Annotated in this window: 23 protein-coding genes; 5 read left to right on the forward strand and 18 right to left on the reverse strand. The window is 65.9% G+C overall.

Annotated features, from left to right (window positions below; genetic code table 11):
• Positions 1 to 25 precede the first annotated feature (25 nt).
• The 4 genes from JQ592_RS27925 to JQ592_RS27940 are packed head-to-tail and all read right to left on the reverse strand — an operon-like array spanning position 26 to position 3011.
• Positions 26 to 643: a HupE/UreJ family protein gene (locus JQ592_RS27925; protein WP_211405994.1), complete on the reverse strand. Its 618-nt coding sequence runs from the start codon at positions 641 to 643 to the stop codon at positions 26 to 28.
• On the reverse strand, positions 640 to 1245 hold the full coding sequence (locus JQ592_RS27930) for a HupE/UreJ family protein (protein WP_433996441.1): 606 nt from the start codon (positions 1243 to 1245) through the stop codon (positions 640 to 642). The genes JQ592_RS27925 and JQ592_RS27930 overlap by 4 nt, the downstream gene beginning before the upstream one ends.
• A gap of 15 nt (positions 1246 to 1260) precedes the next feature.
• Entirely contained in the window at positions 1261 to 2253 is a 993-nt protein-coding gene (locus JQ592_RS27935; protein ID WP_349630504.1) for a HupE/UreJ family protein, read from the reverse strand.
• Positions 2250 to 3011 (reverse strand): peptidyl-prolyl cis-trans isomerase, encoded by a 762-nt coding sequence (locus tag JQ592_RS27940; RefSeq protein WP_246820718.1) that lies wholly within the window; start codon positions 3009 to 3011, stop codon positions 2250 to 2252. The genes JQ592_RS27935 and JQ592_RS27940 overlap by 4 nt, the downstream gene beginning before the upstream one ends.
• Positions 3012 to 3139: 128 nt before the next feature.
• On the opposite strand from JQ592_RS27940, the gene JQ592_RS27945 reads away from it, so the two are divergent.
• The 4 genes from JQ592_RS27945 to JQ592_RS27960 all read left to right on the forward strand — a co-directional run bounded on the left by JQ592_RS27945 (position 3140) and on the right by JQ592_RS27960 (position 6624).
• Positions 3140 to 3430: a hypothetical protein gene (locus tag JQ592_RS27945; RefSeq protein WP_211406116.1), complete on the forward strand. Its 291-nt coding sequence runs from the start codon at positions 3140 to 3142 to the stop codon at positions 3428 to 3430.
• Positions 3431 to 3449: 19 nt separating this feature from the next.
• On the forward strand, positions 3450 to 5471 hold the full coding sequence (locus tag JQ592_RS27950) for a hypothetical protein (protein ID WP_211405996.1): 2022 nt from the start codon (positions 3450 to 3452) through the stop codon (positions 5469 to 5471).
• Positions 5472 to 5536: 65 nt separating this feature from the next.
• Complete coding sequence (locus JQ592_RS27955) at positions 5537 to 5899, forward strand: hypothetical protein (RefSeq protein WP_349630505.1); 363 nt, start codon at positions 5537 to 5539, stop codon at positions 5897 to 5899.
• A 101-nt stretch (positions 5900 to 6000) separates the two neighbouring features.
• A complete protein-coding gene (locus JQ592_RS27960) occupies positions 6001 to 6624 on the forward strand; it encodes a putative 2OG-Fe(II) oxygenase (RefSeq protein ID WP_211405997.1) in 624 nt (207 codons plus the stop codon).
• Positions 6625 to 6634: 10 nt separating this feature from the next.
• Here the strand turns inward: JQ592_RS27960 and JQ592_RS27965 are convergent, their stop codons facing one another.
• Both JQ592_RS27965 and JQ592_RS27970 read right to left on the reverse strand, forming a co-directional pair.
• Entirely contained in the window at positions 6635 to 9184 is a 2550-nt protein-coding gene (locus JQ592_RS27965; RefSeq protein ID WP_246820732.1) for a spermidine synthase, read from the reverse strand.
• A gap of 251 nt (positions 9185 to 9435) precedes the next feature.
• Positions 9436 to 11601 carry a TonB-dependent receptor gene (locus JQ592_RS27970; protein ID WP_211406109.1) on the reverse strand — a complete coding sequence of 722 codons (2166 nt, stop codon included), beginning with the start codon at positions 11599 to 11601 and terminating at the stop codon, positions 9436 to 9438.
• Between the two features lie 360 nt (positions 11602 to 11961).
• Here JQ592_RS27970 and JQ592_RS27975 point away from each other — a divergent pair, with 360 nt between their 5' ends.
• Positions 11962 to 12573, forward strand: coding sequence for a general secretion pathway protein GspN (locus tag JQ592_RS27975; protein WP_211405998.1), 612 nt, complete (start codon positions 11962 to 11964; stop codon positions 12571 to 12573).
• A gap of 88 nt (positions 12574 to 12661) precedes the next feature.
• Here the strand turns inward: JQ592_RS27975 and JQ592_RS27980 are convergent, their stop codons facing one another.
• The 12 genes from JQ592_RS27980 to JQ592_RS28035 form a co-directional block, all read right to left on the reverse strand.
• Entirely contained in the window at positions 12662 to 13288 is a 627-nt protein-coding gene (locus tag JQ592_RS27980) for an FMN-dependent NADH-azoreductase (protein WP_211405999.1), read from the reverse strand.
• Between the two features lie 3 nt (positions 13289 to 13291).
• Positions 13292 to 14866, reverse strand: coding sequence for an isochorismatase family protein (locus JQ592_RS27985; RefSeq protein ID WP_211406000.1), 1575 nt, complete (start codon positions 14864 to 14866; stop codon positions 13292 to 13294).
• A gap of 19 nt (positions 14867 to 14885) precedes the next feature.
• Positions 14886 to 15734 (reverse strand): MBL fold metallo-hydrolase, encoded by an 849-nt coding sequence (locus JQ592_RS27990; protein ID WP_211406001.1) that lies wholly within the window; start codon positions 15732 to 15734, stop codon positions 14886 to 14888.
• 30 nt (positions 15735 to 15764) lie between these two features.
• Positions 15765 to 16649: an amidohydrolase family protein gene (locus JQ592_RS27995; RefSeq protein WP_211406002.1), complete on the reverse strand. Its 885-nt coding sequence runs from the start codon at positions 16647 to 16649 to the stop codon at positions 15765 to 15767.
• Positions 16646 to 17767: a vWA domain-containing protein gene (locus tag JQ592_RS28000; protein WP_211406003.1), complete on the reverse strand. Its 1122-nt coding sequence runs from the start codon at positions 17765 to 17767 to the stop codon at positions 16646 to 16648. The genes JQ592_RS27995 and JQ592_RS28000 overlap by 4 nt, the downstream gene beginning before the upstream one ends.
• The gene (locus JQ592_RS28005; RefSeq protein ID WP_211406004.1) at positions 17764 to 18645 is read right to left on the reverse strand and encodes an AAA family ATPase; all 882 of its coding nucleotides are present in this window, start codon (positions 18643 to 18645) and stop codon (positions 17764 to 17766) included. The genes JQ592_RS28000 and JQ592_RS28005 overlap by 4 nt, the downstream gene beginning before the upstream one ends.
• A 10-nt stretch (positions 18646 to 18655) precedes the next feature.
• On the reverse strand, positions 18656 to 19678 hold the full coding sequence (locus tag JQ592_RS28010) for a xanthine dehydrogenase family protein molybdopterin-binding subunit (RefSeq protein WP_061020915.1): 1023 nt from the start codon (positions 19676 to 19678) through the stop codon (positions 18656 to 18658).
• A 1-nt stretch (position 19679) separates the two neighbouring features.
• The gene (locus tag JQ592_RS28015; protein WP_211406005.1) at positions 19680 to 21272 is read right to left on the reverse strand and encodes a xanthine dehydrogenase family protein molybdopterin-binding subunit; all 1593 of its coding nucleotides are present in this window, start codon (positions 21270 to 21272) and stop codon (positions 19680 to 19682) included.
• 12 nt (positions 21273 to 21284) lie between these two features.
• A complete protein-coding gene (locus tag JQ592_RS28020) occupies positions 21285 to 21761 on the reverse strand; it encodes a (2Fe-2S)-binding protein (RefSeq protein ID WP_211406006.1) in 477 nt (158 codons plus the stop codon).
• 6 nt (positions 21762 to 21767) lie between these two features.
• The gene (locus tag JQ592_RS28025; RefSeq protein WP_211406007.1) at positions 21768 to 22586 is read right to left on the reverse strand and encodes an FAD binding domain-containing protein; all 819 of its coding nucleotides are present in this window, start codon (positions 22584 to 22586) and stop codon (positions 21768 to 21770) included.
• A 1-nt stretch (position 22587) separates the two neighbouring features.
• Positions 22588 to 23031, reverse strand: a complete 444-nt coding sequence (locus tag JQ592_RS28030) for an SRPBCC family protein (RefSeq protein ID WP_211406008.1) — start codon at positions 23029 to 23031, stop codon at positions 22588 to 22590.
• 194 nt (positions 23032 to 23225) lie between these two features.
• Positions 23226 to 23663: an SRPBCC family protein gene (locus tag JQ592_RS28035; protein WP_097659057.1), complete on the reverse strand. Its 438-nt coding sequence runs from the start codon at positions 23661 to 23663 to the stop codon at positions 23226 to 23228.
• Positions 23664 to 23674: the final 11 nt, after the last annotated feature.

Consider the following 23674-nt stretch of genomic DNA (forward strand, 5'->3'; position numbering starts at 1 on the left):
GAACAAGGGAGGTCCTGGCGCCCACTCATGTCGCCAGTGCAAGGCTTGCCATCATCAGACCGATCGCAGCGATCCAGCCGCCGAGTGCGCGGACGGCAATGGCGCGCCAGGATGTTGCACTGTCCGAGCTCGTTCGCTTGAATACCGCGGTCAGCGCCATCGTCAGGGTGATGGCGGCGTAGCCGACGCAAGTCAATCCTGCTGCAAACAGCAGCCGGTCGGTTTCGGGCGCGAGGTCGGCGCCGTTCGCGGCGCCCCGGATCACGGCAACCGCGAAGGCCATCGCGCACAGCAGCACTGTGGGCACCTGCGCCGCGGCTGCGAGCAGCAGGCCGATTGCGAGCATCATTGCCGCATCCGCAAGCTGCGTGGACGCCGCGCCGAAGACCTGCCCGAGGAGCAAGCCGAACAGCAGTCCGAGCGGAAATACGGCGATGAGCCAGCGCCCTTTGGCGGCTCCGAGCGTACCCGCCAGCACGCCGGTCGCGGTCCAGAGCACGACATCCTGAAGGTCGGTGAGGGGATGCACGACACCCATGTAGAAATCGCCAAGGCGAGCCGCGACGATATGCGCCTCGGCGGCACTTCCGCCGGCGAGCAGCATCGCTGTCGCGATCAACAGGCGCGCGGAATTCAGCTTCATGCGAAGGCTCCGACGCCCTGCGCGAGGAAATAGCAGCCGATGGCGGCAATGCCGGCCCCAAGTCCCTGGATGAGGCGCTCGCCGGCGGGCCAGCGCGTCAACGTGCCGATCGCGATGCCGCACAGATGCAACAGGCCGGTGGCGGTGACGAAGCCGACGCCATAGGCCAGCGCATTCGCCGCGCGCGGCAGCTCGGCGCCATGCGCATGGCCGTGAAAGATCGCGAACATCGCGACGACGATCGCGGCCGCGGCAAAGGGCAGGCGCAGCCGGGCGGCAACGGCAATTCCCAGGATCACGGCGGAGACGGCAATCATCACCTCCGGCATCGGCAGCGGCACATGCAGCACACCCAGCACTCCGCCGATCGCCATGACGAGCGGGAAGGTGATCGGCAGGATCCAGATGGCGGGCGCACCGAGCTGCGCGCCCCAGATCCCGACGGCCACCATCGCGATCAGATGGTCGATGCCCGTGACCGGATGGAGCAGGCCGCTGGCGAGGCCGCCCGCCACGCCGGCCTGCTCATGCGCGAAAACCGGTTGCATCAGCGCGGACGAAACGATGGCGGTCATCAGGGGGAGGGGAAGGCGCAAAGACATTGTGTGGACTCTCGCTCAGATCACGGCGAACACGCGCGCCAGACGGCCGAAGAACCAGAACATCGAGACCGACCCGATGAGGTAGGCCGGAAGCGCCTCGCCCCAGCGCGGCACGACGGCATCGAGCCGCCGGTGCGCCCAGATCAAGGCGAGCACGAGCAGCACGAAGGCGAGCTGTCCGATCTCAACGCCGATGTTGAAGAACAGCAACGCTGCGGGAAGCAGGCGACGTTCGAGTCCGAGTCCGGCCAGCGCGCTTGCGAAGCCGATGCCGTGCACCAGGCCGAAGCTGAATGCCACGATCCAGGGATAGCGGGCGGTGAGCCCGATCTCGCCGCGCTGCTGCTTGACGATTTCCACCCCGACGAAGGCGATGCTCAATGCGATGCAGGCGTTGAGCGGGCGTTCCGGCACGCCGATCAGGCCGAAAGCTGCCGCGGCGAGCGAGGCGCTGTGTCCGATCGTGAAGGCCGTGATCGTCTTCACCAGACGCCAGCCGCCGCCGACGATCCAGATCAGGCCCAGCACGAACAGCAGATGATCGGCGCCGAGCAGGATGTGATCGATGCCGTAGTTCACATAGGTCCTGGCCAGCTCGAGCCACACCTCGAGTGTCGGCGCGCCGGTGCCGAGAACGGAGACGACCGGATTGGCCGTCGAGATCGTATAGCTGCGCGGCTCGCCCTCGATCGGAACGACCTTGATCAGGACGACCGACATGTTGGAGCCGAGATTGGTGATGGTGATCGGGCCCACCAGCCCCTTCGCGCCGCAGTTCATCTCGGGCAGGCGGAGAAAGCAGTGCGGCGGCACCCGCAGATCGACCCGCGATGCTCCGATCGAGGGCTCGATGCTCCAGCGGCCGACGAAGGCGCCGGGCCGGACCTCGCGGAATTCGAGCACGCCCATCGCCGCTTCATGCGCACGGAGCGCCGACGGCCGGATGAGTACGGCCAGCGCCAGCGTCAAAGCCAGCAGCGCCAATCGCAGATATTGGATCGCTCTCACGGCTCGTACCGCACTTGATAGGACGCCTTGAGCCGCTTGACCGCTTCCCAGGCTAGCTTGCGGGTCTCATCCGTATGCCAGATCCTGGCGGCCTCATCCCGGACCTTGTCGAGGCTGGCAAGATCCCCCGGGCGCCGGGAATCCAGCCGGGCGACGTGCCAGCCGTCCTTGGATTGCAGCAGCTTCCATTCCCCTTCCGGTATCGCCAGCAGTTGATCGCGGAAATTGTCGCCGAAGCCTGCGGCAAGACTTTCGACCGGCCGGGCCAGGACGGCGCGCGTGAGATGCTGCAGCTCTTCGGATTCGCGCTGCTGGACGATGTCGTCGAGCTGACGCTGCGCCGTCGCCCGGTCCGTAGGCGGGGTGATGTAGAAGGAGACGCGCTCCGGCTCGTCGAAGCGGGCGTGATTTTCCGCAAACCATGCCTGGAGCTGCTCGTCCGTAGGGCGCGGGACGCGGATCTGGTCGAAGATCAGCAACTGCATCTTGAAGGCAATCCGGTCGCGGATCGTCTCGTCGCCGCGGTCGACACCAAGCGCCTTGCCTTCGCGGTAGAGGATCTCGCTTGCGACCCAGCTGTCGATCATCTTCTGGAGCTGCTCACCGGACGGGGCGCGTTCCTTGTCCTCGTCGAAATTGTCGATGAAGGACTGGCGCATCGCCTTGGTGACCGTGATGACCTTTTCGTCCTTGGCGGGGGGATGCAGCACGGCGTCGATGCTGAAAATGATCGCTCCGAGCAGGGTGAAGTGCAGCAAGGGTTCGCGCGACAGCCGCACAAGCGCTGATACAAAGGGGTGCGTGGACTTCGTCGCGCCACGGGCGACATCGGCGCCCGGGTCCGAACCTCCCGCGTGCGATATCGGAAAGGACTGCACTTCAACTGGTGTCGCCGGCATTGACATATGGTTGTCACAAATCTCACAGCACGCGCCGCCGCTTTATGCGGCAGAGCATTTCAACTGTCATCTTCAAGCGGCGCGGAAAATGCAACGGACAAACGCTGGAGGCAAGATGCCTGGCGGAAATTGCCGACCTGCGCGCACCAAACATAAATCCTTCACGAAGCTGTATCGGAACTCTGGTCATCATCGCCGCGCGCAGGGAGTCGCTCACGCCGTTGGATCACATGGTGTTCGAATTCCCAAAGTCTCTGTTGTTGTTTCGCGATATCTGACTTGAATGAGGGGAGATAGATGTTTCCATCTGGCAAGACGATCCTGTTGACCGCCGCATCGGCATCATTGGCGCTGACTCAGAGCGCTGCAGCGGAGGAGTTCGGTCGGGGCGAGCGCCGCGGCAATCCCTATGTCGCCGGCGACATGCACAATCACAACACTTGCACGGATGGTTCGGTTGCCGCCGGCTACGTGATCGACCGCGCGGTCGGGCGGGGCACCGCGTCGGCAGGCGGCAACAATTTCGACCTCGACTGGTTCACGCTCGGCAACCACGGCGGTTCCGGTAATCGCGACTGCCGCTTCAGCGACACCAGCGCCAATATTCCGGGACAGACCACGACGACCTGGAGCCAGACGCTCGGCCAGACCATCGACGGGATCACCATCAGCAGCCTGAAGGGCACCCCGAACGGCTCCGGCACCGGCGCGCAGATGTGGCGCTGGCAGTCGATCCGCGAGGTCGAGTACCCGACCATCGTCAATCGTTCGGCGCGCTACGACAAGGTGCTGATCGAGGGCCTCGAGTGGATCGCGCCCGGCCACGAACACGTCGACGTCGCCGTCATCACCGGGCAGCACCCCGGGCGGCACCCGCACAAGGGGACCGGCAACGCCGACAAGATGGCGGAATTCGAATACCGCTTCGACCGCGCCGACACCGACGCGATCGGCCCCGTCATCGACGCCGGCGGCAACCAGCTCTGGCCGGGCAAGGACAACGTCAACAACACCGGCACGGCCGGCCATCAGAAGGCGCTTTCGGGCATCAAGTGGTTGCAGGCGAACTATCCGCTGCAATCCTACGTCATCCCGACCCACACCGAACGCCAGGGGCCGTTCAACCCGACCGCCAGCAAGGGCTACAACATCGAGCATTTCCGCGACTTCAACAATGCGGGCCCGACGGTGGCGTTCGGCATCGAATCGCCCGGTCACTTCGCCGAAGGCGGCGTCAATGGCGGTTCCGGCTCCTACGGCACAGGCGCGGTCGGCGGCGGCACCTACGGCATGAGCGGCATCTACACCGCGAAGGTCGGCGGCCTATGGGATGGCATGCTCGGCGAAGGCCGCAACTTCTTCATCTATGTGAGCTCCGACTGGCACAGCCGCGGCGCCGGCGGTGCGCGCGATTCCTTCACGACCGCCGACTTTATTCCCGGCGAATACACCAAGCTCTATGTTCCGAACGCCGGACGGTTCTCGTCGCAGCACGTCGTCGACGGCATGCGCTCGGGCAACTCGTACTCGGTCAACGCGGACCTCATCGGTCCGGATCTGGTGTTCCGCGCCAAGACGCGTGGCGACGACTGGAAGACCATGGGTGAGACTCTGGTCGTGCGGCCCGGCGAGAAGATCACGGTCGAGATGGAGCTGACCGTTCCGAACGAGAACAATAGCCCCTACACCTTCAACAACCCGCTGCTGCTGCCGGTGGGGATCAAGCAGCCGCTCAACAAGCCGTCGCTCGACCACGTCGATCTGATCACCGGTCAGATCACCGGCGTCGTTGCGCCTGACGCGCCCAACTATGCGGTGGCGAATGCCGCGGGCACGGCCGGCGCGTCGATTGTGTACAACCCCTCGGCGACCATCGCCCGGCAGATCCCCGCGACGCAGATGCATCGCGAGCATCGGGGCGACCGTGACGGCGTGCGGCTGCGGTTCACGACGACGTTTACCGCGGGCACCAAGCCATTCTACATCCGCGCCCGCGGAACCAACATTCCGAACGGCACCCCGAACGTCAGTGATACCGCCGGAAATCCGCTGCTCGATGCCAACAACGCGCAGGTCAGCTGCATCGACCCGGCATGCCCGACGCATCTGGAGACGGTGAATGGCGCCAAGAAGGTGACCCACGACGTTCAGGCCTACTCGAACGCCTGGTTCTATGCCAACCCGATCTTCGTCAGGCCTGAAGGCTCGCCGAAGCTCCTGGTCGAGACCAATGCCGAGCTGGCGCGTCGGCTCGGGCAGCGGGCTGAGCACGATCACCACGACCACGACGATGATTATCATCATCACGATCACCACTGACGTGATCTGAGGCCATCCGGCGGGGCGCAATTTGCGTCCCGCCGCACTCGTTTTGAAGCGGGCTGTTGCTGCTCGGAATGACCGACATGTATCTGTTTCGTATCACCGTCTGTGCAGTCGGCCTGCTTGCGGGCCTCGGCTGTGCTGTGGCCGCTCCCGATGCTGCCGCGCCCGTCTCGGAGGAGCCAACCCGGGACGATTGCAATGCTGCGGTCGCGGAGGCGCGCACATTGGCGGCGGCTTTGCCGCCCGATCATCTGTCGCGCTACTTCGCCGAGCGGCACTTGCATCAGGCGCTGGTGGAAGCCGGCAATGGCGAGTTCGACGAATGTCTCGACATGGCCGCGCGTGCCTCTGTCGAGGTGCGCGAACGACGCCACGAACTGCGGCCCGGCGAGAAGTTGAAAGTGCTGGGGGCCGACGAGTAGCAGGATCGGAGAATTTTAGAGATCCTTCGCGCTGTCATCGCAGTGTCATCTTAGCCCGCGCATTGTCTGCCCGCGTTTCAAGAACAGGGTGACGTTGCGACATGGATCAGATCGAGCCGCTTTTTCCGATTCCCCTCCTGCGCTCGCCCGGGCTGCTGCCGCCCTCGCTGAATGAAGCCGCCGTGGCCGCGATCCGGAATACCCGGATCGAGGGCAATCTGCGTTCGGGCCAGCTCTTCCACACCGAAGTTGCCGATCCCCGCGACAACGAGCTGTTTCGCCAGATTGCCGAGCTTGCCGTCCCCAAGCTTGTCGATTTCGGTGTCCTGCTGTTCGGCGAAGAGCTGCGCTGGACCGTCAAGGAGATGTGGACCAACATGCTCGAGACCGGCGGAAACCAGACGCTGCATTCCCACGCCAACAGCTTCGTCTCCGGCATCTTTTACCTGACGCCCTCGCATCCGGCCTGCAAGACGGTCTTCGTGCGGCCGCCCGGCGGCTTCGACTTCTCCTTCCGGCATCACACGCGCGAAGCCGCCATCGGGCCGTTCAACGCGGGCAAGTATGCCTTGCCGGAGGCCGAGCCCGGCGATCTCGTGCTGTTTCCAAGCTATCTCTATCACGAGGTGCCGAGGAATCAGGGCGGTCAGAGAATCACGATCGCCTTCAACGCCATTCCCGATCATCTCGACTGCTGGGGTTATCGCGTCAACTTCGCGCCGTAGGGCCGGCGGATCACTCGTTTCTCAGGCCGAATTCGCGCAGCAGCAGCTCCCGCGCTTCCGGCCTCGAGGGCGCCGCCTCATTGATCCTGCGCAACAGGCGCGCCGCCGCCGTGCGGTCCGAGCCGAGCAGGGATTTTGCCATGCCCATCAGCGGTCCATAGGCAGGATCGAACTCGGGGCTCAGGCGAAGCGCGGCGACGAGGCCCGGGGAGGCGGCTTCGATCAGGGCGGCCCCGCGCGGATCGCCGGGCAGCGACGCGCCGGCCTCGAGGAAGCGGTTGCGCGCGCGCCAGTAGGCGGTGAGGCGCGCGCTCAGCGCATCGCGCACGGCGCCGTCAGAAAGGAGCTCTTTCGGATCCGGCTGAATGTCCTTCATAACAGCAAGCAGCAGCGACCAGGGGGCTGCCCGGAGCGCACGGACATTCCGCCGCGCATCGAACGTCACGAACGGATAGTCATCCGTGTTGCGCGGACCTTGGCCGGCGAAGGCGGAGAGGGCGCGCGGACCTCCGACATACTGGCCGAGCAGGTCGATCGATGCCTCGAACCCCAGCGGCCGCACCACCTTCGCGGTCGCGGGATCGTGCAGCCGCGCTTCCAGCGCATCGACATCGAGATGGCCGCCGTCGCGCGTTCCGATCAGGGCAAGCATGGGTGTGCGGACGCTGTAGTGATTGAGCCAGGCCGCGCCGTCGGGATAGACGTCGAGAAAGCCGCGGATGATGGCGCGGAGCGATGGCATGTCGAGCTGGTACAGCGGCAGCCATTGGCAAAAGATGCCGCCGGAAGCCAGCCTGCGTTTTACCGCCTGGAAATGCTCCACCGTATAGAGCGCGCCGCTACCGTCGAGCGCGGGGTGAAACAGGTCGGCAATGATCACGTCGTGCTGGCCCGTATCCGCCGCGACGTAGCGGCGCGCGTCCGCCACGGTCAGCCGCGGCACTGACGCCGCCTGTGGATCGACGAACCAGGGCAGCAGATCCACCACTTCCCGCGAGAGCTCGACGCCGCGCACGCTGACACCGGGCATCTGCGTTCCGCCGACCATGGTGGCGCCCGTGCCGATGCCGAGGAACAAGGCCCGATGCGGTGCCTTGTGAAGCAACAGCGGCAGCATCGCCTGGCGGTAGTCGGACCGCGTCGAGCTCGTTCCGCCCATGCGGAAATGACCGTTGACCTCGAGGTAGCGCGTCCCTGCTGCGTCATCGACGACACTCGCCGTCGCCATCGGCCCTTCACGGACCGCGAGCAGCGCGCCACCCGCGGGCATGCGCGTCAGTGGTGGCGCAGGATCGAGCCACAGCACGAGCGCGAAGGTTGCAGGTAGCGCGGACCACAGCAATGCCGATCGGCTCGGCGGCAGCAGCAGCAGATAGCCCACTGCGACGGCAAGCAGCGCCGTCCAGGCGCCAAAGGCCGGGATCAGGAATTGCGCCGCCAGCAGCGGCGCGATGCAGGCGCCGAGACTGTTGATGCCGACCGCCGCGCCGACCGAGCCGCGCTGATCGCTCACCCGCTGCGCCAGCAGGCCGAACAGTGCGCCCATCGCGGTCGCGGGAACCAGGAAGAGGGCGATCGCCACCGCCAGTTCGCCGAAGACGTCCGCAGGCGATGCAATCTCGACCAGCCGGCCGGCATAGGGCGCAAGCGCGGCGGTCGCGATGCAGGCGAATGCCGTTGCGGCGAGCAGGCCGCGGAGATTTCCGTCAGTCGCCTCTCGCCCGGTCCGCTGCCAGAGCAGGCCGCCTGCCGCGGTGCCGAGCAGATACGCTGCCAGCAATCCTGCGAAGGTGTAGACGGTGTCTTCCATCACCTGTGCAGCAAGCCGGACAACGAGAACCTCGAATGTGATTCCGAGCAGTCCCGTGGCGAACAAGGTGATCGTAAGCCGCACGTCGCGAATTCGTTCGGGCCGCAGCTGTTCGGCATCGGCTTTGCCCGCTCCAGGTCCAAGCGCAAGCGCAGCCAGAGCGCAGAGCGCGTTGACGCCGGCGAGGCAGAGCAACGTTCCCGAAAACCCCAGCGTCGGGATCAGGAGGAATGTGGAGGCGAGTGTGCCGGCCAGAGCCCCGGCCGTATTCGCGCCATACACGCCTGACGTGACGCGTGCCTCGCCGCGCGCGTGCCGCGTCATCCGCTCCAGCGCGGCCAGGGTGCCGCCCATGGCGATCGTTGCGGGGAGCAGTACGAGCGTCGGCAGCGCGAGGCTCCCGGCCCACAGCAGGACCTGCGACGGTTCGGTGCCGAGCAGAGGCGGCAGGGCCCGCCCGGCCGCCGGCAGCAGCCACACGCTGATCAGGCCCCACACGGCGATGGCGGCCTCAAGGACCGCATAGACACGCCATGGCGATGTCGAGCGGCGGATCAGCCGATCAAGTGCGAACGCGCCGAGTGCGAGGCCGCCGAAAAATCCGGCAATGACACCCAGCACCGCCATCATCTCGGTGCCGAGTGCAAGGCTCAACTGGCGCGTCCACACGATCTCGTAGCCGAGGCCCGCAAAGCCCGACGCCGTCACGACGGGGACCAGCGCCCAAGGGCGTGCAGCCTGTCCACGCATCGATGCGGCCTCGTCGTGTGCCGTGCGCGCGAACCGCTCTGCCGAGGCGATCAAAGTGACGTCCGGCTCAGATTGCATTCCCCTTAACTCCTGCCTCGAACACGACCGGCTGGGTGGTCGGAGCCGGGTCTTGCATCAGCCGAACGTGTGCTCTCTCGGCCAATCAAAGCATCCGCTCTATGTCAGATTTTTTCAGGATTTATGACGGCCTGCACCGGTGGCTTCCATGCCGGTTCGGCAAATCGCAGCGATCAGAATTTCGCCGCCACCGTCAGCCGGACCGCAAGCGGCTCGGCCGGATGGACGTGACGGTCCGCGACGCCCTCGATGGGCTCGCCCGGCAGTCGCGACAGATAATAGTACTCGATCTGGTTGGTCTGGGCGTTGAAGAGGTTGAGCACGTCGAGTTGCACCCGAACGCCGTTGTCGAATTTGTAGCCGGCGCGTGCATTGAAGATCAGCGACGATCGCGAACGAACGCTGTCGTCCTCGATCAGGGGGCGTGGACCGAAATAGCGCGCCTTCAGCGCGCCGAACCAGCCGGTGTCGCCGCCAACGGTGATTGCGCCGCTCGCCACCCACGCCGGCGCGCCGGGGATGCGGGCCCCGGCCGGATCGAAATCGGTGAAGCGGGCGTGGGTATGGGCGACGTCGAGATCGACCGTCATCCACGGCAGCGGCTTGTACTGGTTCGTCCACTCGACACCGACGCGGCGGCTGGGGCGGCTCGGCTCTGTGGTGCCGGCGTCGCCGACGAACAGCAGCTCCGAGTCGAAATCGAGCACGAAGACCGCGAGCGAGCTGGTCAGACCCTCGATCGGTTTGGTGCGCAGGCCAAGCTCGGCACCGCGCGAGCGCACCAGCAGCGGCACGCGGTCGAGCGGCGTGACCTTGTCGTTGGGATCGACCGTGATCGTCGCGCCGCGGATATCGTTGCTGTGCAGGCCGTAGCCGGCATTGGCGTAGAACTCGGTCCTGTACCAGGGACCGAGCACGAGACCGGCCTTCGGGCTCGCCATCGACGCCTGAGCGCTACCCGAATTCTGCGGCGTGTCGCTGAAGACGTGTCCGGCGAAGACATCTTCCCGGATGCCGACGGTGGTGCGCAGCCAGTCGGTCCAGCGCGTGGTCGTATCGGTCCAGAGCCCGACATTGCCCTCCTGCACGCGGTCGTCGCGCACGGTCGAGAGCCAATTGCGCTGCTCGGTCTTGAACAGGCCGACATGAATGTCGTCATAGCGGCTCTGCACGCCGACGCGGGTTTGCACCTCGCGCCCGGCGAAGCGCCAATCGAACGCATGCCGGGCATCGACGCCGCCAAAGCTGCGGCGGTCGAGCTGGCTGAACTGGTCGCCATTGACGGGGTTGTCGAGAAAGTAGGTGAAATCGTTGAAGAGCCGCAGATCGGAGCGCACGACATAGGCGCGGACATTGGTTTGTCCGTAGTCGCCTGACTGCGCCCAGCTGCCGGACAGGCTGAACCGGCTGGACGTGCCGCCGTCGGTCGGATCGAGCGTGCCGAGACGATCGATCAGGCCCTGGTCGATCGCGCGTTGCGCAACCTGGTCGGTGGAATTCCAGCCGTTGGAATAGGCCATCGCCGTCAGAGTCAGGCCGTCGGTCGCCGTGCCCTGGCTGTAACGCAGGACGCCGTTCAGCTTGCGCACGTCATCCGGCGATTGCCACGGGCCATCATATTTCGTGGCCTCGAGCGCCGTCAGCAGCGTGCCGGCGCCGACAGAGTTCGACGTTGCCGCCAGGGCGCGGCGATAGCCGAAGCTGCCGAAGGTCATCTCTGCGATGTTGTGCGGCAGCTTGTCGACATAGTCGATCGCCACGGCGCCCGCGGATGCGAAATCGCCCTGGTCGGCGAAATACGGTCCTTTTCGCACATCGACGGACCGGATCAGCTCGGGGATCAGGAAATTGATGTCGGCGTAGCCTTGTCCATGCCCGTGCGTCGGCATGTTGACGGGCATGCCGTCGACGCTGATCGCCAGATCGGTACCGTGATCGAGATTGAAGCCGCGCAGGAAATACTGATTGGCTTTGCCCTCGCCGGAGTGCTGGGTGACGATCAGGCCCGGCACCGCTTCAAGGGCCTCGCCAGGCCGCGAGAACGGGACGGCGTTGACCTCTTTGCCACTGACGCGAACGGCGCTGGCGGCGGTGGGCTGCAAGGCCGACGGACTGGCGGGCGCCGCACCGGCCGCGCCCCCGCCTTCAGTCGTGCTGTCCGTGCGAGCGGCAGTGTGATTGCGCGGACTCGCGCCTTTCGGCGGTTTCTTGCGAGCGAGTCGTTTCGGAGGCTGTTCCTCCGCCGCGACGGTGACCGGCGGCAGCTCGGCGGCCGCGCTGCGTTCCTGGGCCGCAACCGGGAATGCACACAGGGCGGACGATGCGGCGGCCGAAAACATCCGCAACAAGGTCCCACGCACCGCCACGTCTCCGCACCACAGCCATTTCAGCAGCGTCACGCTCTAGCAGGGCAGTATGACGATGCAGCAACAATGTCATACTGGGGCCCGGAGCCGGTGTCGAGGTGTGCAATGATCGCAAGGCGGGGAAACATCGGGAAGGTCGCGGATGTTTCGCACAAGTGTCACATCGGCGGCCGATAAGCCTTGCTCCCGGTGCTCAGTGCCTGGCGAGCCGCTGGTCTTGCCTAAGCTGGCCGCCAGTCTCCGTGACTGAGAATCTTGCGCGTTGCTCCCGACAGGCCGATGACGAGGAACATGAGAGGGCACAAGGCGGCACGGCGGATATCGGTGGGCTTCATGCTCGTGCTGGCGCCTCTGCTCGACGTGTCCGCCGCGACCTCGGCGCTGCCGGCGGATTTTTCGGATATCGATGTCCCAGGCTTCAGCGGTCCGACGTCCAGCCTTGGGGAGTCTCCCGCAACGTTGGCACCGGTCGTTTCCGCGGCGCCATCGCGGTCTCCCGTCAATCGGGAGGCGATGCGCGGCAATCCGCTCTGGGCAGTCCCGCTTGCGGCGCTGTCGGAGACGAACGAACGGCCGATCTTCTCGGCCTCGCGGCGACCGCCGCCGGTGATTTCGGTGCCTGCATCGCAAGCGCCGCCGATACCGTCCGGCCCGCCGCCGGCCGAACTGCGGCTCGTGCTGGTCGGAACCGTCGTCGGCGGTGACCAGAGTGTCGGGATTTTCGTCGACGAGACGAGCAAGGCCACGCTGCGCTTGAAGCTCGACGGAAACTACCAGGGCTGGCGACTGAGTTCGGTGCACCAGCGCGAGGTGACGATGGTGCGCGGTGACCTGAGCGAAACGCTGACATTCCCGAAAGCAGGCGGAGCTACGCCCGCGACAGGACCGGCGGTTGCGGAAAGTGCGGTGAAGCGAGGCAGCTCGCACACGGCTCAGTACGATTGAATGAGTCAAAGGCAGACATCGCTGCGCGGTCGCCAGCCTCAAGAGCCGGCACACTGACTTGGAACTCCCAAACCAACGCAGTCCGGCTTTAGAAGCTCGCGGCCATTGCAGCGAGGCGCTGATAGGCCCTTTCACGGGCGGCATCGATCGGCTGCTGCGGTCCGGTGGTTGGACTGATCAGTATGAAACGGACATTGCTGATTCCAACAAAGCGCAGGATTTCGCGCAGGTAAGGCGTTGCCATGTCGACGCGGCCGCGATTCATGCCGGTGGCAAAATCGCTGCCGCTGGCGATGATCACCAGCGTCGGCCGATCGGTCAGCAGCGGCAAATAGCCCTGCGATGGATCGAAGCCAAAGGTCAGTCCGGGCTGGACGATGACGTCGAACCACTGCTTGAGCTTGTAGGGGATGCCAAAATTCCACATCGGGGTCGAGATCAGCACCCGATCGGCGAGCGAAAAGCGCAGTGCCATTCGCTCGGCCTCGGCGAAGCTTGCGCGTTGCGCCTCGGTGAATGCCTCAGCTTTCATGCGCGCGTATTTGGCCTCTACGATGGAACCCCTGAACTCCGGCATCCGCTCACGCCAGAGGTCCACGACATCGACGTCCCAATCCGGCCGGGCCTGGCGGAAGCGATCGAGGAAGACGCGCGCGCCGGCGGTCGATTCGGACTCGGCGCGGGGCGAGCAGGACAGATGCAGGAGCTTTGCCACGGCTCATCCCAGTGCTCTGATCACGGTATCGGCCCTGGTTACGACCGCGACGTTCTGCATGGCAAAATTGATCGAGGCATTGTGCCAGTCGGCATTCATGGTCGAGCAGCAATCTTCGGGCACGATCATGAAATAGCCCTTGTCGGCGCCGGTCCGCGCCGTGTGTTCGACCGACATGTTGGTCCAGGCGCCGGTATTGATGATCATGTCGCGGCCGGTCGCTTTCAGGATCGTCTCCAGCCGCGTGCCCTCCCAGGCGCTCATCCGCATCTTCTCGACGACGAAGTCACCGGGCCGTGGCTCGAGGCCTGAGACCGGGGCCGCGCCCCAGCTTCCGCGCACCATCGCCTTGCTGTCGACGAGCCCTTCGAACAAAGGGGCGTTGAGCGTGACGCCGGGCGCGCCGGGCTCGACGACGAACCAGACATGGATGATGGCGACGCCGCGGGCGCGTGCGGCTTCCGCCAGGCGCCGGACATTCTCCACGACATGCTGTTGCTTCGCGTGACCCGGTGCGCCTGACTCGGCGAAGGCGCCGCCGTCCATGATGACGTCGTTCTGGAGATCCTGGATGATCATGGCGCAGCGTTGCGGATCGAGCCGCATCTCGTCCTCGGCGAGGACAGGCGAGGCCGGTGGCGAGCTCGGGCCTGCTCCGCTGCCGGCGCGCCGGCCGGTCATATAGGGCTCATGGCGCGGACCGACTTTGGTCGGAATCGCGTACACCGAATGGGTCGAGGTGAGATAGAGCGTGCGGAAATCCGGCCCTCCCCAGGCGAGGTTGGCGACAAGCTCGGGCACGCGGACCTTGCCGAGCAGCTCGCCGCGCGGCGAATAGACCCAGACGCCGCCGGGTGCGGTCACCCAGACATTGCCGTGCTGATCGCACTTCATGCCGTCCGGCAGGCCCGGCTCGAGCTCGGACTTGATGCCGCTCGCGAACACCCGCGCATTCGCCAGCGAACCGTCGCCGTTGACGTCGAACACGCGGATCAGGGCTTGTACGGTGTCGTTGACATAGAGCAGCTTCTCGTCCGGCGAGAAGCAAAGTCCGTTCGGCTGATCGAACAGATTGCGCTCGACCACGAGCTTCGGCTCGCCTCCGGGCACGACCCGGTAGACGCCCTGAAAGCCGAGCTGGCGCGGTCGCTCGACGCCATAGACCGGCATCCGCCCATACCAGGGGTCCGAGAAATAGATTGCACCGGAGGAGTGCACGCAGACATCGTTCGGGCTGTTGAGCTCCTGGCCGCCGAAATGCGAAGCGAGCACCTCCCGCCGTCCGTCAGGACGCTCGCGGACCAGCGACGAGGTCGCGTGCTCGCAGACGATCAGATTGAGCTCGGCATCATAGGTCATGCCGTTGCATTTGTTCGAGGGACGTCTGACCTCGACGACGCCGCGCCGCGCATCCCAGCGCCGTCGCACGTCACCCGGCATGTCCGAGAACAGCAGGTAGTGATCGGCCGGATGCCAGATCGGCCCCTCCGTGAAGTCGAAGCCGGTGCCGATCTGCGCGACAGGCGCGTAGGGGTCGATCAAGTTCTCGAACTCGCTTCGCAGGGTGACATGCGTCATCGGTCGATCCTCGACAACATCAGGCCGGGAACCAGTTACGCGCGGGCAAGGACTGCACGACCGGTCCGGGGACCTGATCGTGCAGTCGGCCGACGACGTTGCCGCCTTCGATCTTGGCGGGGCGGTCATGCACCGGCAGCAGGTAGCGCGAATTGCTGAGCAGCTTCTTGATCGCCGCCTTTTCCGCACGCTTGCTGGTGCCATGGTTGCCGGTGGTGCGCGGCTCCCAATCGTGGATCTCGTGGAAGGGCGTGACGATCTGGTCGTTGAAGTCGTAGATCACGTCGCCGCAGATGGTCGCGATGCCGTCGGCGGTATGGACGATGATGTTCATCGAGCCCTCGGTGTGGGCGTTGGCGGCATCGCAATAGACGCCGGGCATCAGTTCGATCGGGCCGGTGATTTCGAGGTCGAGGAAGCGCAACGCGCTCTTGGTGTGCAGGCGGTCGATCAGGTGCTTGATGTCAGGCGCCGGATATTGCGGGTGCATCAGGCCGGAGACGGAATATTCGAGCTCCCGGCGGTTGACGACGACGGTCGTGTTCATCGGGAACAGATCGTCCTTGCCGGCATGGTCGATGTGCAGATGGGTGTGGCAGACGAAGCGCACGTCGCCCATGCGGACGCCGTGGCGCGCAAGCTGGTTCTCGATCATGTGCTCATGGTATTGCAGACCCCGCATGCCCAGCGTCTCCATGATCTGGTTGGAGCGATAGCCGGTGTCGACCACGACCGGATAGGGGCCGCCGAGGATCAGAAAGCCGAGGGTGAGGACGCGACGGGTACGGCCGCAGTCGCGGCCGAGCACCAGAAAGCTCGATTCCAGCTCGATATCGCCGTAGTCCAGGATCTTGATCTCCAGCGCCATACGTTTCCCTCCTGTCTCGTTTCTTGTCTGTCAAAGCCGATAGACGCGCGACGCCGTCGCCCTGAAGATCGCGTCCTGCTGTTTGGTGCTCAGCGATGCGGCGGCGGTTCGAAAGGCACCGACGAGCTCGCGATAGCTGGTCCACAACTTCTCGATCGGGAAATTGGAGCCGAACAGGCAACGCTCGGCGCCGAAGATCGCGACCGCGTCGGTGAGCACGGCGGCGATATGCGCGGGATCGTTGCGATGGATGAAGGTGCCGAGCCCGGACAGTTTTGAGACCACGTTCGGACGGGCCGCGAGCCGGGCCATCCCGGCGCGCCAGGCCGCGCGTCCCGCAGGCGAGAGATCCTCCAGCATGCCGGCATGCTGGAGAATGAATGTCACTTGGGGACAGGCCTCGGCAAGCGCCGCGGCCTCCGGCATCTGCGGAGTGAAGACCTGCAGGTCGAAGCTCCAGCCGTAATCGGCCAAATGCGCGACGTTGCGGCGGATCGTGGGATCGGCGCAGAGATCCGGACGCGCCGCGAAGCGGTACAGCGGATTCTCGTGCCAGTGCAGCTGCATGCGCACCCCGCGCAGCAGCGGATAGCGTTTCAGGCGGTCGAGCTGCGGGCGCACGTCGTCGGCCGCGAAATTGGCGTAGGCGACGATAGCATGCGGCCAGCCGTATTCCTCGGCCGTGCGCTGCACCCAGGCTGCTTCCTCCTCGAAATGCTCGGGCGCCCAATTGGTCTGCACATAGACGGAGCGGGTAACGCCGGCGTCCTTGAGATCGTCGAGATATTCCTCGATCGGATAGTCGCGGCGGATCGGCTCGTAAGGTCCGAAGATGCGCGGCTGCATGGGGCCGGTCAGCCAGGGCAGGTCGGCCTGCCGCCAGATGTGATGATGGCCGTCGACAATATCGTTCACGCAGCTCTCCTTCGTCCCAGTGCCAGTACATGGGCGACGATCGAGGCGCTCGATCCGCCGTCCACGAGATCGTCGACGAACCGTTCGATCGCGACCAGCGCTTCGGTTTGCGGTCGGAACGCCGGACCTGTCGCGAGCGGCGTCAGCCAGCTCAGGCGCCAGGCCCGCCGCGACAATTTCGCGACGGCATCGCGAAGGGCGTCGGGCTCGCCGCGCTCGAGCCCGTCGGACACGATGACCACGGCGGCGCCGCGGGCATAGCCGCTGAACCGCGGGACCGCCAGGAACGCTTGCAGCGCGTCGCCAATGCGGGTGCCGCCGTCCCAGTCGCTGACGAGATGGGCGGCCGCGCCCAGCGCCTGTTCGCGGCGCTTTAGCCGCAGCGCGCGGGTGACGCGGGTGAGCCGCGTTCCGAAGGTGAAGACCTCGACATTAGGTGCGGCCTGCATCAGCGCATGCGCGAGCTTCATGTTCTCCTCGGTACGGGTCTTCATCGAGCCGGAGACGTCGATCAGCAGCAGGATCTTGCGCGGGCGCTGCCGCCGCTTCATGTGGCCGAGCCGCAAAATCTCGCCGTCGCTGCGGACGCTGTCGCGCAAGGTGCGGCGGAGATCGGCAAAGGGGCCGCGGCGGGTCCGCATGCGGCGGTGCCCGCGCCGCCGCGGCAGGCGCCGCGGGGCCTCGCGTGCCAGGCGCCGGAGCGCATCGGACGTGGAGAGCTGCGCGAAGCGGCGCTCGACCAGCGCCTCGGTGCGCGTCGCGGTCAGGCCGGACTCATTGGCGTCATCGGAGAGCAGGGGCTCTTCGTCGCCGCGACCCTCCTCCTGGAGACGAACGGTTTCGTCGTCCTGGCCCTCGTCATCGCGTGCAATGGCCTCGCTGCCGCGGAAATGAAGGTCGAACAGCCGGTCGAAGGTGGCACGGCGCTCGGGTGGCGGGGCGAGGGTGGCGAGCGCAGACTGCCTGACGTCGTCGAGGTCGCGCGGACCGAGCAACGCGATCGCGACGAGAAAGGCGGTGGTCTGCTCCGGCGCAACCGCGAAATCGTTGGCGCGCAGCAGCGCGACGAAGGAAATGAAGATGCGGGCAGCGCGCGGAAGCAGTGGCTCGGTGCTCATGCGGTCGCCTCCGCGAGCATGGCATCGAGCCGGGGTGCGATGAAATGCAGATCCTCCTCGTCCTTCAGCGCCACGCCGATCGACCGCTTGAAGGCGTCGGGCCAGCGCGCGCCGCCCTTGTTGAGGAGCGTCGCGGCCTCGGCCCAGTCGACAGCTTCGGCGATGCCGGGCGCCTTGCTCAACGGCTCGCGCCGCAATTTCTCGACGGCCGCGACGACGGCGCGGGCCGTGGCTTCGGCGACGCTGGACGCGCGCATCATGATGATCCGTGCTTCCCGCTCGGCGGTGGGATAGTCGATCCAGTGATAGACGCAGCGGCGGCGCAGGGCCTCGTGCAAATCGCGTGTCCGGTTCGAGGTGAGCACGACGACCGGCCGCTCGGCTGCGCGGACCGTGCCGCGCTCGGGAATGGAGATCTGGAAGTCGGAGAGGAATTCGAGCAGGAAGGCTTCGAACTCCTGGTCGGCACGGTCGATTTCGTCGATCAGCAGCACGGTTGAATCAGGCGCACGCAGTGCCGCCAGCATCGGACGCTCGATCAAAAAGGTCTCGCCATAGATGTCGATGCTGTCGTCGCCGGCCTGGCGGATCGCGAGCATCTGGCGCGGATAGTTCCACTCATAGAGCGCAGCGGAAGAGTCGATGCCCTCGTAGCATTGCAGGCGGATGAGACGTCGGCCGAGCACGGCGGCAATGGCTTTTGCGGCTTCCGTCTTGCCGACGCCGGGCGCGCCCTCGAGCAGCAGAGGCTTGCCAAGCGCGAGCCCGAGATAGGCCGCAGTCGCAAGGCCCTCGTCGGCGAGGTAGTAGGCAGCCCGAAGCGCTCTCTCCAGCGACTCCGGACTATCAATGCCGACGATGTTGCTGCGAACCGCCACGGCATTTCCCTCAGCGCCGTGCCTGCGGCCGCGCGCCGCCTTGGGCTTTGATCGCCCTCAGCACCTTTTCTGGCGTGATCGGCAGATCGTCGATGCGCACGCCGACGGCGTTGAAGATCGCGTTGGCAACGGCCGGCAACACCGGATTGGCGCACATCTCGCCGGGGCCCTTGGCGCCGAACGGACCATCAGGGGCAGGGCGCTCCAGCACCGCGATGTCATGTGGGCAGATGTCGCCGGGGCCGGGCATCAGATATTCGACGAAGTCGCGGGGCCCGTGAGCCGGGTCTGGGTAGTAGGGCTCGGGCGTCTCGTAGAGCGCGTGGCTGACGCCCATCCAGGCGCCGCCAACGAGCTGCTGCTCGACCAGGCGCGGGTTGAGCGCGCGGCCGAGCTCATAGGCCGAGTCCATCCGGACCATCGCGACCTCACCGGTCTCGTCGTCGACCTCGACTTCGGCGACGAGGCAGGCATGGGCATAGCAGGTCGCCGGCGACATCTCGCCGGTCTCCGGATCGACGTTGGACAGCGGCACGAGGAAGATGCCGCGGCCGGAGATGGTCTTGCCCTGCTTGAATTGCGCCGCGATCGCGACATCCTTGGTCGAGATCGAGCGGTGCGGCGCACCCTTGACGTGGATGTTGCCGCGGCCGTCGGTTTCGAGATCGGCAGCGTTGACCTCGAGTTCCTCGGCGGCCGCCTCCATCATCACGCCGCGCGCCTCGCGGGCGGCGGCCATCACGGCGTTACCGACGCGATGGGTGCCGCGGGAGGCGAACGAGCCCATGCAGTGCGGACCGGTGTCGGAATCAGCGGTGTCGACATAGACGTCCTCGACCGGCACGCCCAGCGTCTCCGCGCAGATCTGCCGCGTCACCGATTTCATGCCCTGGCCGAGATCGATCGACGACAGCGCCACGGTGAACTTGCCGCTCGGGTTGGAATGCACCAGCGCCTGACTGGGATCGCCGCCGAGATTCATGCCGATGGGATAGTTGATCGACGCCATGCCGCGTCCGCGATGCCGGGTCATCTCAGCGTCTCCTTGTTCCGAACACGGACGAAAAGCGGGTCGCCCCGTGTGACGGAGCGGCCGGGCGGGGCGGCGGAGGCGGCGGTGCGGGCGGGGGAGGATCGCGCGGCGGTTCTCGCGTGACGCTCACCGGCGCGCGGTCATAGCTCGTGCGCTGTTGTGACGGCACGACCGGCCGGGCGCGGGCATCCGTCGGGGTCGGCGGGATCACGGCGCGGCTGCCACCGCCATCCTTGCGCGACGACGCCCGCTTGAACTCCTCGCGGATCGGCCATTTGGCTTTTTCGGCCGCAACCTGCACACATTCGATCAGCGCGGTGTTCTTGGCCTCGCGCCGGTGCGCCTTCATGTCGCCGTCGCGATAGGCGTTGAGGATGCGGAACTCCATCGGATCCATGCCGACGAGGTTGGCCAGCTTGTCCATCTGGCACTCGATGGCGAAATCCATGGCGGTGACGCCGAAGCCGCGCATGGCAGTCGCTGGCGTCCGATTAGTGAAGACGCAATAGACGTCGCCATAGACGTTCGGGATGGTGTAGGGGCCCGGCAGGTGGGCGGCGCATTTCACCGCGGCGTAGCTCGACAGCCGCGTATAGGCGCCGCTGTCGAAATAGGCGCGGATCTTGCGCGCGACGATGCGGCCGTCACGCATCACGCCGTCCTTGATGTAAATGCGCTCGGCGCCGCGCGGCGGGCCGTATTGCATTTCCTCCTCGCGTCCGAACACGTAGCGCACGGGCCGCCCGGTCAGCATCGCGCCGAGGATGGCGAGCGGCTCGGTCAAGGTGTCGACCTTTCCACCGAAGCCGCCGCCGACGGTGCCACCGATGAAATGGAAGGTGTTGGAGGGCACGTCCAGGATTTTGGCGCAGGTATCGACCGAGAAGAACAACGCCTGGGTCGAGGTGTAGACGACGTAGCGGCCGTTGGTGTCGGGGGCTGCGATCGCGCCGTTGGTCTCGGTCGGCGCGTGCTCGATCGGCGACATCTGGTAGTGCTGCTCGAGCACGTGGTCCGCGGTTGCCAGCGCCGCATCGGCATCGCCAAAGCGCAGGCGCTGGTGATCATAGACGTCGTGATAGATGAAGGCGTTCTTCGGATAGGTCTCATTGACCACGGGCGCGCCGGGTTTCAGCGCGTCCTCGACGTCGAACACGGTTGGCAGCGGCTCGTAGTCGATCCGCACCTTTGCGATCGCCTCGAAGGCCTCGCGCTCGCTGTCGGCGACGATGGCGACAATCGGCTCGCCCTTGTAGCGCACCTTGTCGACCGCAAGCGACGGCTCGTCATCCTTGCCGAAGTTGATCAGGCTGAGCAACGTATTGAGATTGCGCGGCACGTCGGCGCCGCGGATGATGCGACGGACGCCGGCCGAGCGCTCGGCCTCGGTGGTGTCGATGCGGCGCAGGCTTGCATGCGCCTGCGTCGAGCGCACGACTTTCAGGTGCAGCATGCCCTGAAGTTTATGGTCGTTGAAATAGCTGGACGTGCCCGTGACATGGCCGAGCATGTCCTGGCGCTGGGTGCCCTTGCCGATTTCCTTCAGATTGTCGTCGCGCTCGTCGGCGAAGATATCCTTGCGCAGTTCCAGCATGGTCGCGTTCCCTTACGCACTGACCCGGCCGCCGGCGGCGGCGAGGATGGCATTGACGATCGGCTCATACCCGGTGCAGCGGCAGATGTTGCCCGAGATGGCTTCGACGACCTCGTCGCGGCTGGGCGAGGGGTTGCGGTCGAGCAGGGCCTTGGCGGCCATCAGCATGCCCGGCGTGCAATAGCCGCACTGGGCGGCGAAATTGTCGGCGAAAGCGCGCTGAAGCGGATGCAGGTTCGGACCCTGCTTCATGCCGTCGAGCGTCTCGACCGAACGGCCCGCGACCGTCTCGGCCAGTGTCAGGCAGGAGAGGTGCAACTCGCCGTCGATCAGCACGCTGCAGGTGCCGCAGCCGCCCTGGCCGCAGCCGAATTTTGGCGTCATGTCCCCGATCAGCTCGCGCAATGCGACGAGCAGATTGGTACCGCCGTCGACGAAGATCGCGACATCTCGGCCGTTGTGACGAAACTGCAGAGGGATCTTCGACATGGCGGTCTATTCCTGTCCCGACAGCAGACGCCGCAGATGCACGCCGACGATCTCGCGGCGGTACCAGGCGCTGCCGAGCGCGTTATCGGATGGCGATGTTCCCTCGGTTGCCGCGGATGCGGCGGCCGCAATGGCCGTGGCATCCAGCGAGCGGCCCTCCAGCGCACGTTCGGCTGCCCTGGCGCGGATCTGTGTCGGCGCCATCGAGCCCAGCGCGACCCGTGCTCCCGCGATCCGGCCGCCACTGATCGGCAGATGCGCGGCAAGCGTGATCACCGCGCCGCCCTTGGGCTTGATGCGGGCGATCTTGCGATAACGGAAGGCGTCGGCGCTCGCCGGCCGGGTGCAGGATACCGACAGCACCAATGTGCCGGCCTGCCGGTCCCGCGCCTGCAAAAATTCCTCGATCGGGATGTCGCGTGCGCCGAAGCCGCCTTGCACCGCGACGGTGGCGTCGAGCGCCAGCAGCGCCACGGTGAAATCGCCGTAGGGACTCGGCGCAAAGAGATTGCCGCCGACCGTCCCCATGTTGCGCACGGCGGGACCGCCGATCGAGCGGGCGGGGGCGTGCAGGAAGGCGAGGTCGCGCTCGGCGAGCACGCGCGCGAAGGTGACACCGGCGCCCAGCGTCACGCGTGGGCCGGAAGCATCGATCCGGGTCAGCGCCTGGTCCTGCGCGCGAACGATCGTCGAGATCGAGACATCGCCCTCGTTCAGCGCCCGCATCACCAGCGTACCGCCGCCGAGATAGCGCGCGCTGCGGTCCGAGGACAGCGCTCCGGCCGCCTCGCTCGCATTCGCAAAGGTCTTTATCGTCACGGCCATGCTATGCGGCCTCCTTCAGATGCCGGCGGATCGCCTCGAACCCGGCCTGATAAATGTCCTCGGCGACCATGTGGGTGATGCGGTCCCGGTCCTCGGACCTTGTCGTGAACCGAGACTCCCAGTGCCAGAAGGTGCGGTCGCCGTCGGTGACCGGCAGCAGGCGGACATGGGCGACGTAGTTGAACATCGGGATCGGCGTATCCAGCAGGCAATAGCTGAAGGTCTGTTCGAGGTCGGACAGCGCCAGCAATTGCTCGCGCAGCTCGGAGCCGTCCTTGAGCTTGAACCGCCTGACGCAGCCGATCTTGTCGGCGGATTGCGCGCGTTCGATCGAAGAGGTCGCGACCGCCGGATGCCAGCGATCGTGCCCGTTGAAATCGCGCAGCACGTTCCACACCGCATCGGTCGGCGCGTTCAGGATCGTGCTCTTGACGACATGCGGCACGGCTAGCCCTCGGCTATTTTCTTCACCTCGCCCCGCTTGCGGGGAGAGGTCGGCGCGCAGCGCCGGGTGAGGGGGAGTCTCCGCGAGTCCAACTGCTCCCGTCCCCGGAGAGGCTCCCCCTCACCCCAACCCTCTCCCCGCAAGCGGGGCGAGGGGGCGCAGTTTGCGTCGATGAGAGCAGTTGCGATCATCATTCAACCTCCAAACACGCGCTTCAGCGCGTCGAAGCCGCCCTGGAACACGCCGCCGCCGATATTGTTGACGAGTTCGGTCTCCCGCTCCGGCGCGCAATCGAATTCCGCGGTCCATTCCACAAAAGTCTGGTCGCCGTCGGTGACAGGCGTGAGCCGCAGGGTCGCGACGTAATTCTCGACGCCCATCGGCGATTCCAGGATCGAATAGGTGCAGAACATGTCGTAGTCGGAGAGGCCGAGCAGCTTCTCGCGGATGCGGTCGCCATTGCGCAGGCGAAAATCTCGCACACAACCGATCTTGTCGGAGGGTTCGCCGCCCTCGATGCGGCTTTCGGCGATTGCGGGGTGCCAGTTCGGCAGTCCGTTGAAGTCGCGCACCCGTGCCCAGACGCGGTCGTTGCGGGCGTTCACGACGGTGGAGACGTAGACGCGGGCCATGAACGCGATCC

The sequence above is a fragment of the Bradyrhizobium iriomotense genome (assembly GCF_018129405.1).
Classification (GTDB): Bacteria; Pseudomonadota; Alphaproteobacteria; order Rhizobiales; family Xanthobacteraceae; genus Bradyrhizobium; species Bradyrhizobium iriomotense_B.

Coding starts and splice junctions, on each gene's coding strand:
- JQ592_RS27990 (WP_211406001.1), bottom strand. CDS start 15,734: ATGGCGCTGGAGATCAAGATCCTGGACTACGGCGATATCGAGCTGGAA.
- JQ592_RS28025 (WP_211406007.1), bottom strand. CDS start 22,586: ATGGCCGTGACGATAAAGACCTTTGCGAATGCGAGCGAGGCGGCCGGA.
- JQ592_RS27975 (WP_211405998.1), top strand. CDS start 11,962: ATGCTCGTGCTGGCGCCTCTGCTCGACGTGTCCGCCGCGACCTCGGCG.
- JQ592_RS28035 (WP_097659057.1), bottom strand. CDS start 23,663: ATGGCCCGCGTCTACGTCTCCACCGTCGTGAACGCCCGCAACGACCGC.
- JQ592_RS28020 (WP_211406006.1), bottom strand. CDS start 21,761: ATGTCGAAGATCCCTCTGCAGTTTCGTCACAACGGCCGAGATGTCGCG.
- JQ592_RS28010 (WP_061020915.1), bottom strand. CDS start 19,678: ATGACCCGGCATCGCGGACGCGGCATGGCGTCGATCAACTATCCCATC.
- JQ592_RS28015 (WP_211406005.1), bottom strand. CDS start 21,272: ATGCTGGAACTGCGCAAGGATATCTTCGCCGACGAGCGCGACGACAAT.
- JQ592_RS27930 (WP_433996441.1), bottom strand. CDS start 1,245: ATGTCTTTGCGCCTTCCCCTCCCCCTGATGACCGCCATCGTTTCGTCC.
- JQ592_RS27925 (WP_211405994.1), bottom strand. CDS start 643: ATGAAGCTGAATTCCGCGCGCCTGTTGATCGCGACAGCGATGCTGCTC.
- JQ592_RS27950 (WP_211405996.1), top strand. CDS start 3,450: ATGTTTCCATCTGGCAAGACGATCCTGTTGACCGCCGCATCGGCATCA.
- JQ592_RS27970 (WP_211406109.1), bottom strand. CDS start 11,601: ATGTTTTCGGCCGCCGCATCGTCCGCCCTGTGTGCATTCCCGGTTGCG.
- JQ592_RS27985 (WP_211406000.1), bottom strand. CDS start 14,866: ATGACGCATGTCACCCTGCGAAGCGAGTTCGAGAACTTGATCGACCCC.
- JQ592_RS28000 (WP_211406003.1), bottom strand. CDS start 17,767: ATGAGCACCGAGCCACTGCTTCCGCGCGCTGCCCGCATCTTCATTTCC.
- JQ592_RS27960 (WP_211405997.1), top strand. CDS start 6,001: ATGGATCAGATCGAGCCGCTTTTTCCGATTCCCCTCCTGCGCTCGCCC.
- JQ592_RS27965 (WP_246820732.1), bottom strand. CDS start 9,184: ATGCGTGGACAGGCTGCACGCCCTTGGGCGCTGGTCCCCGTCGTGACG.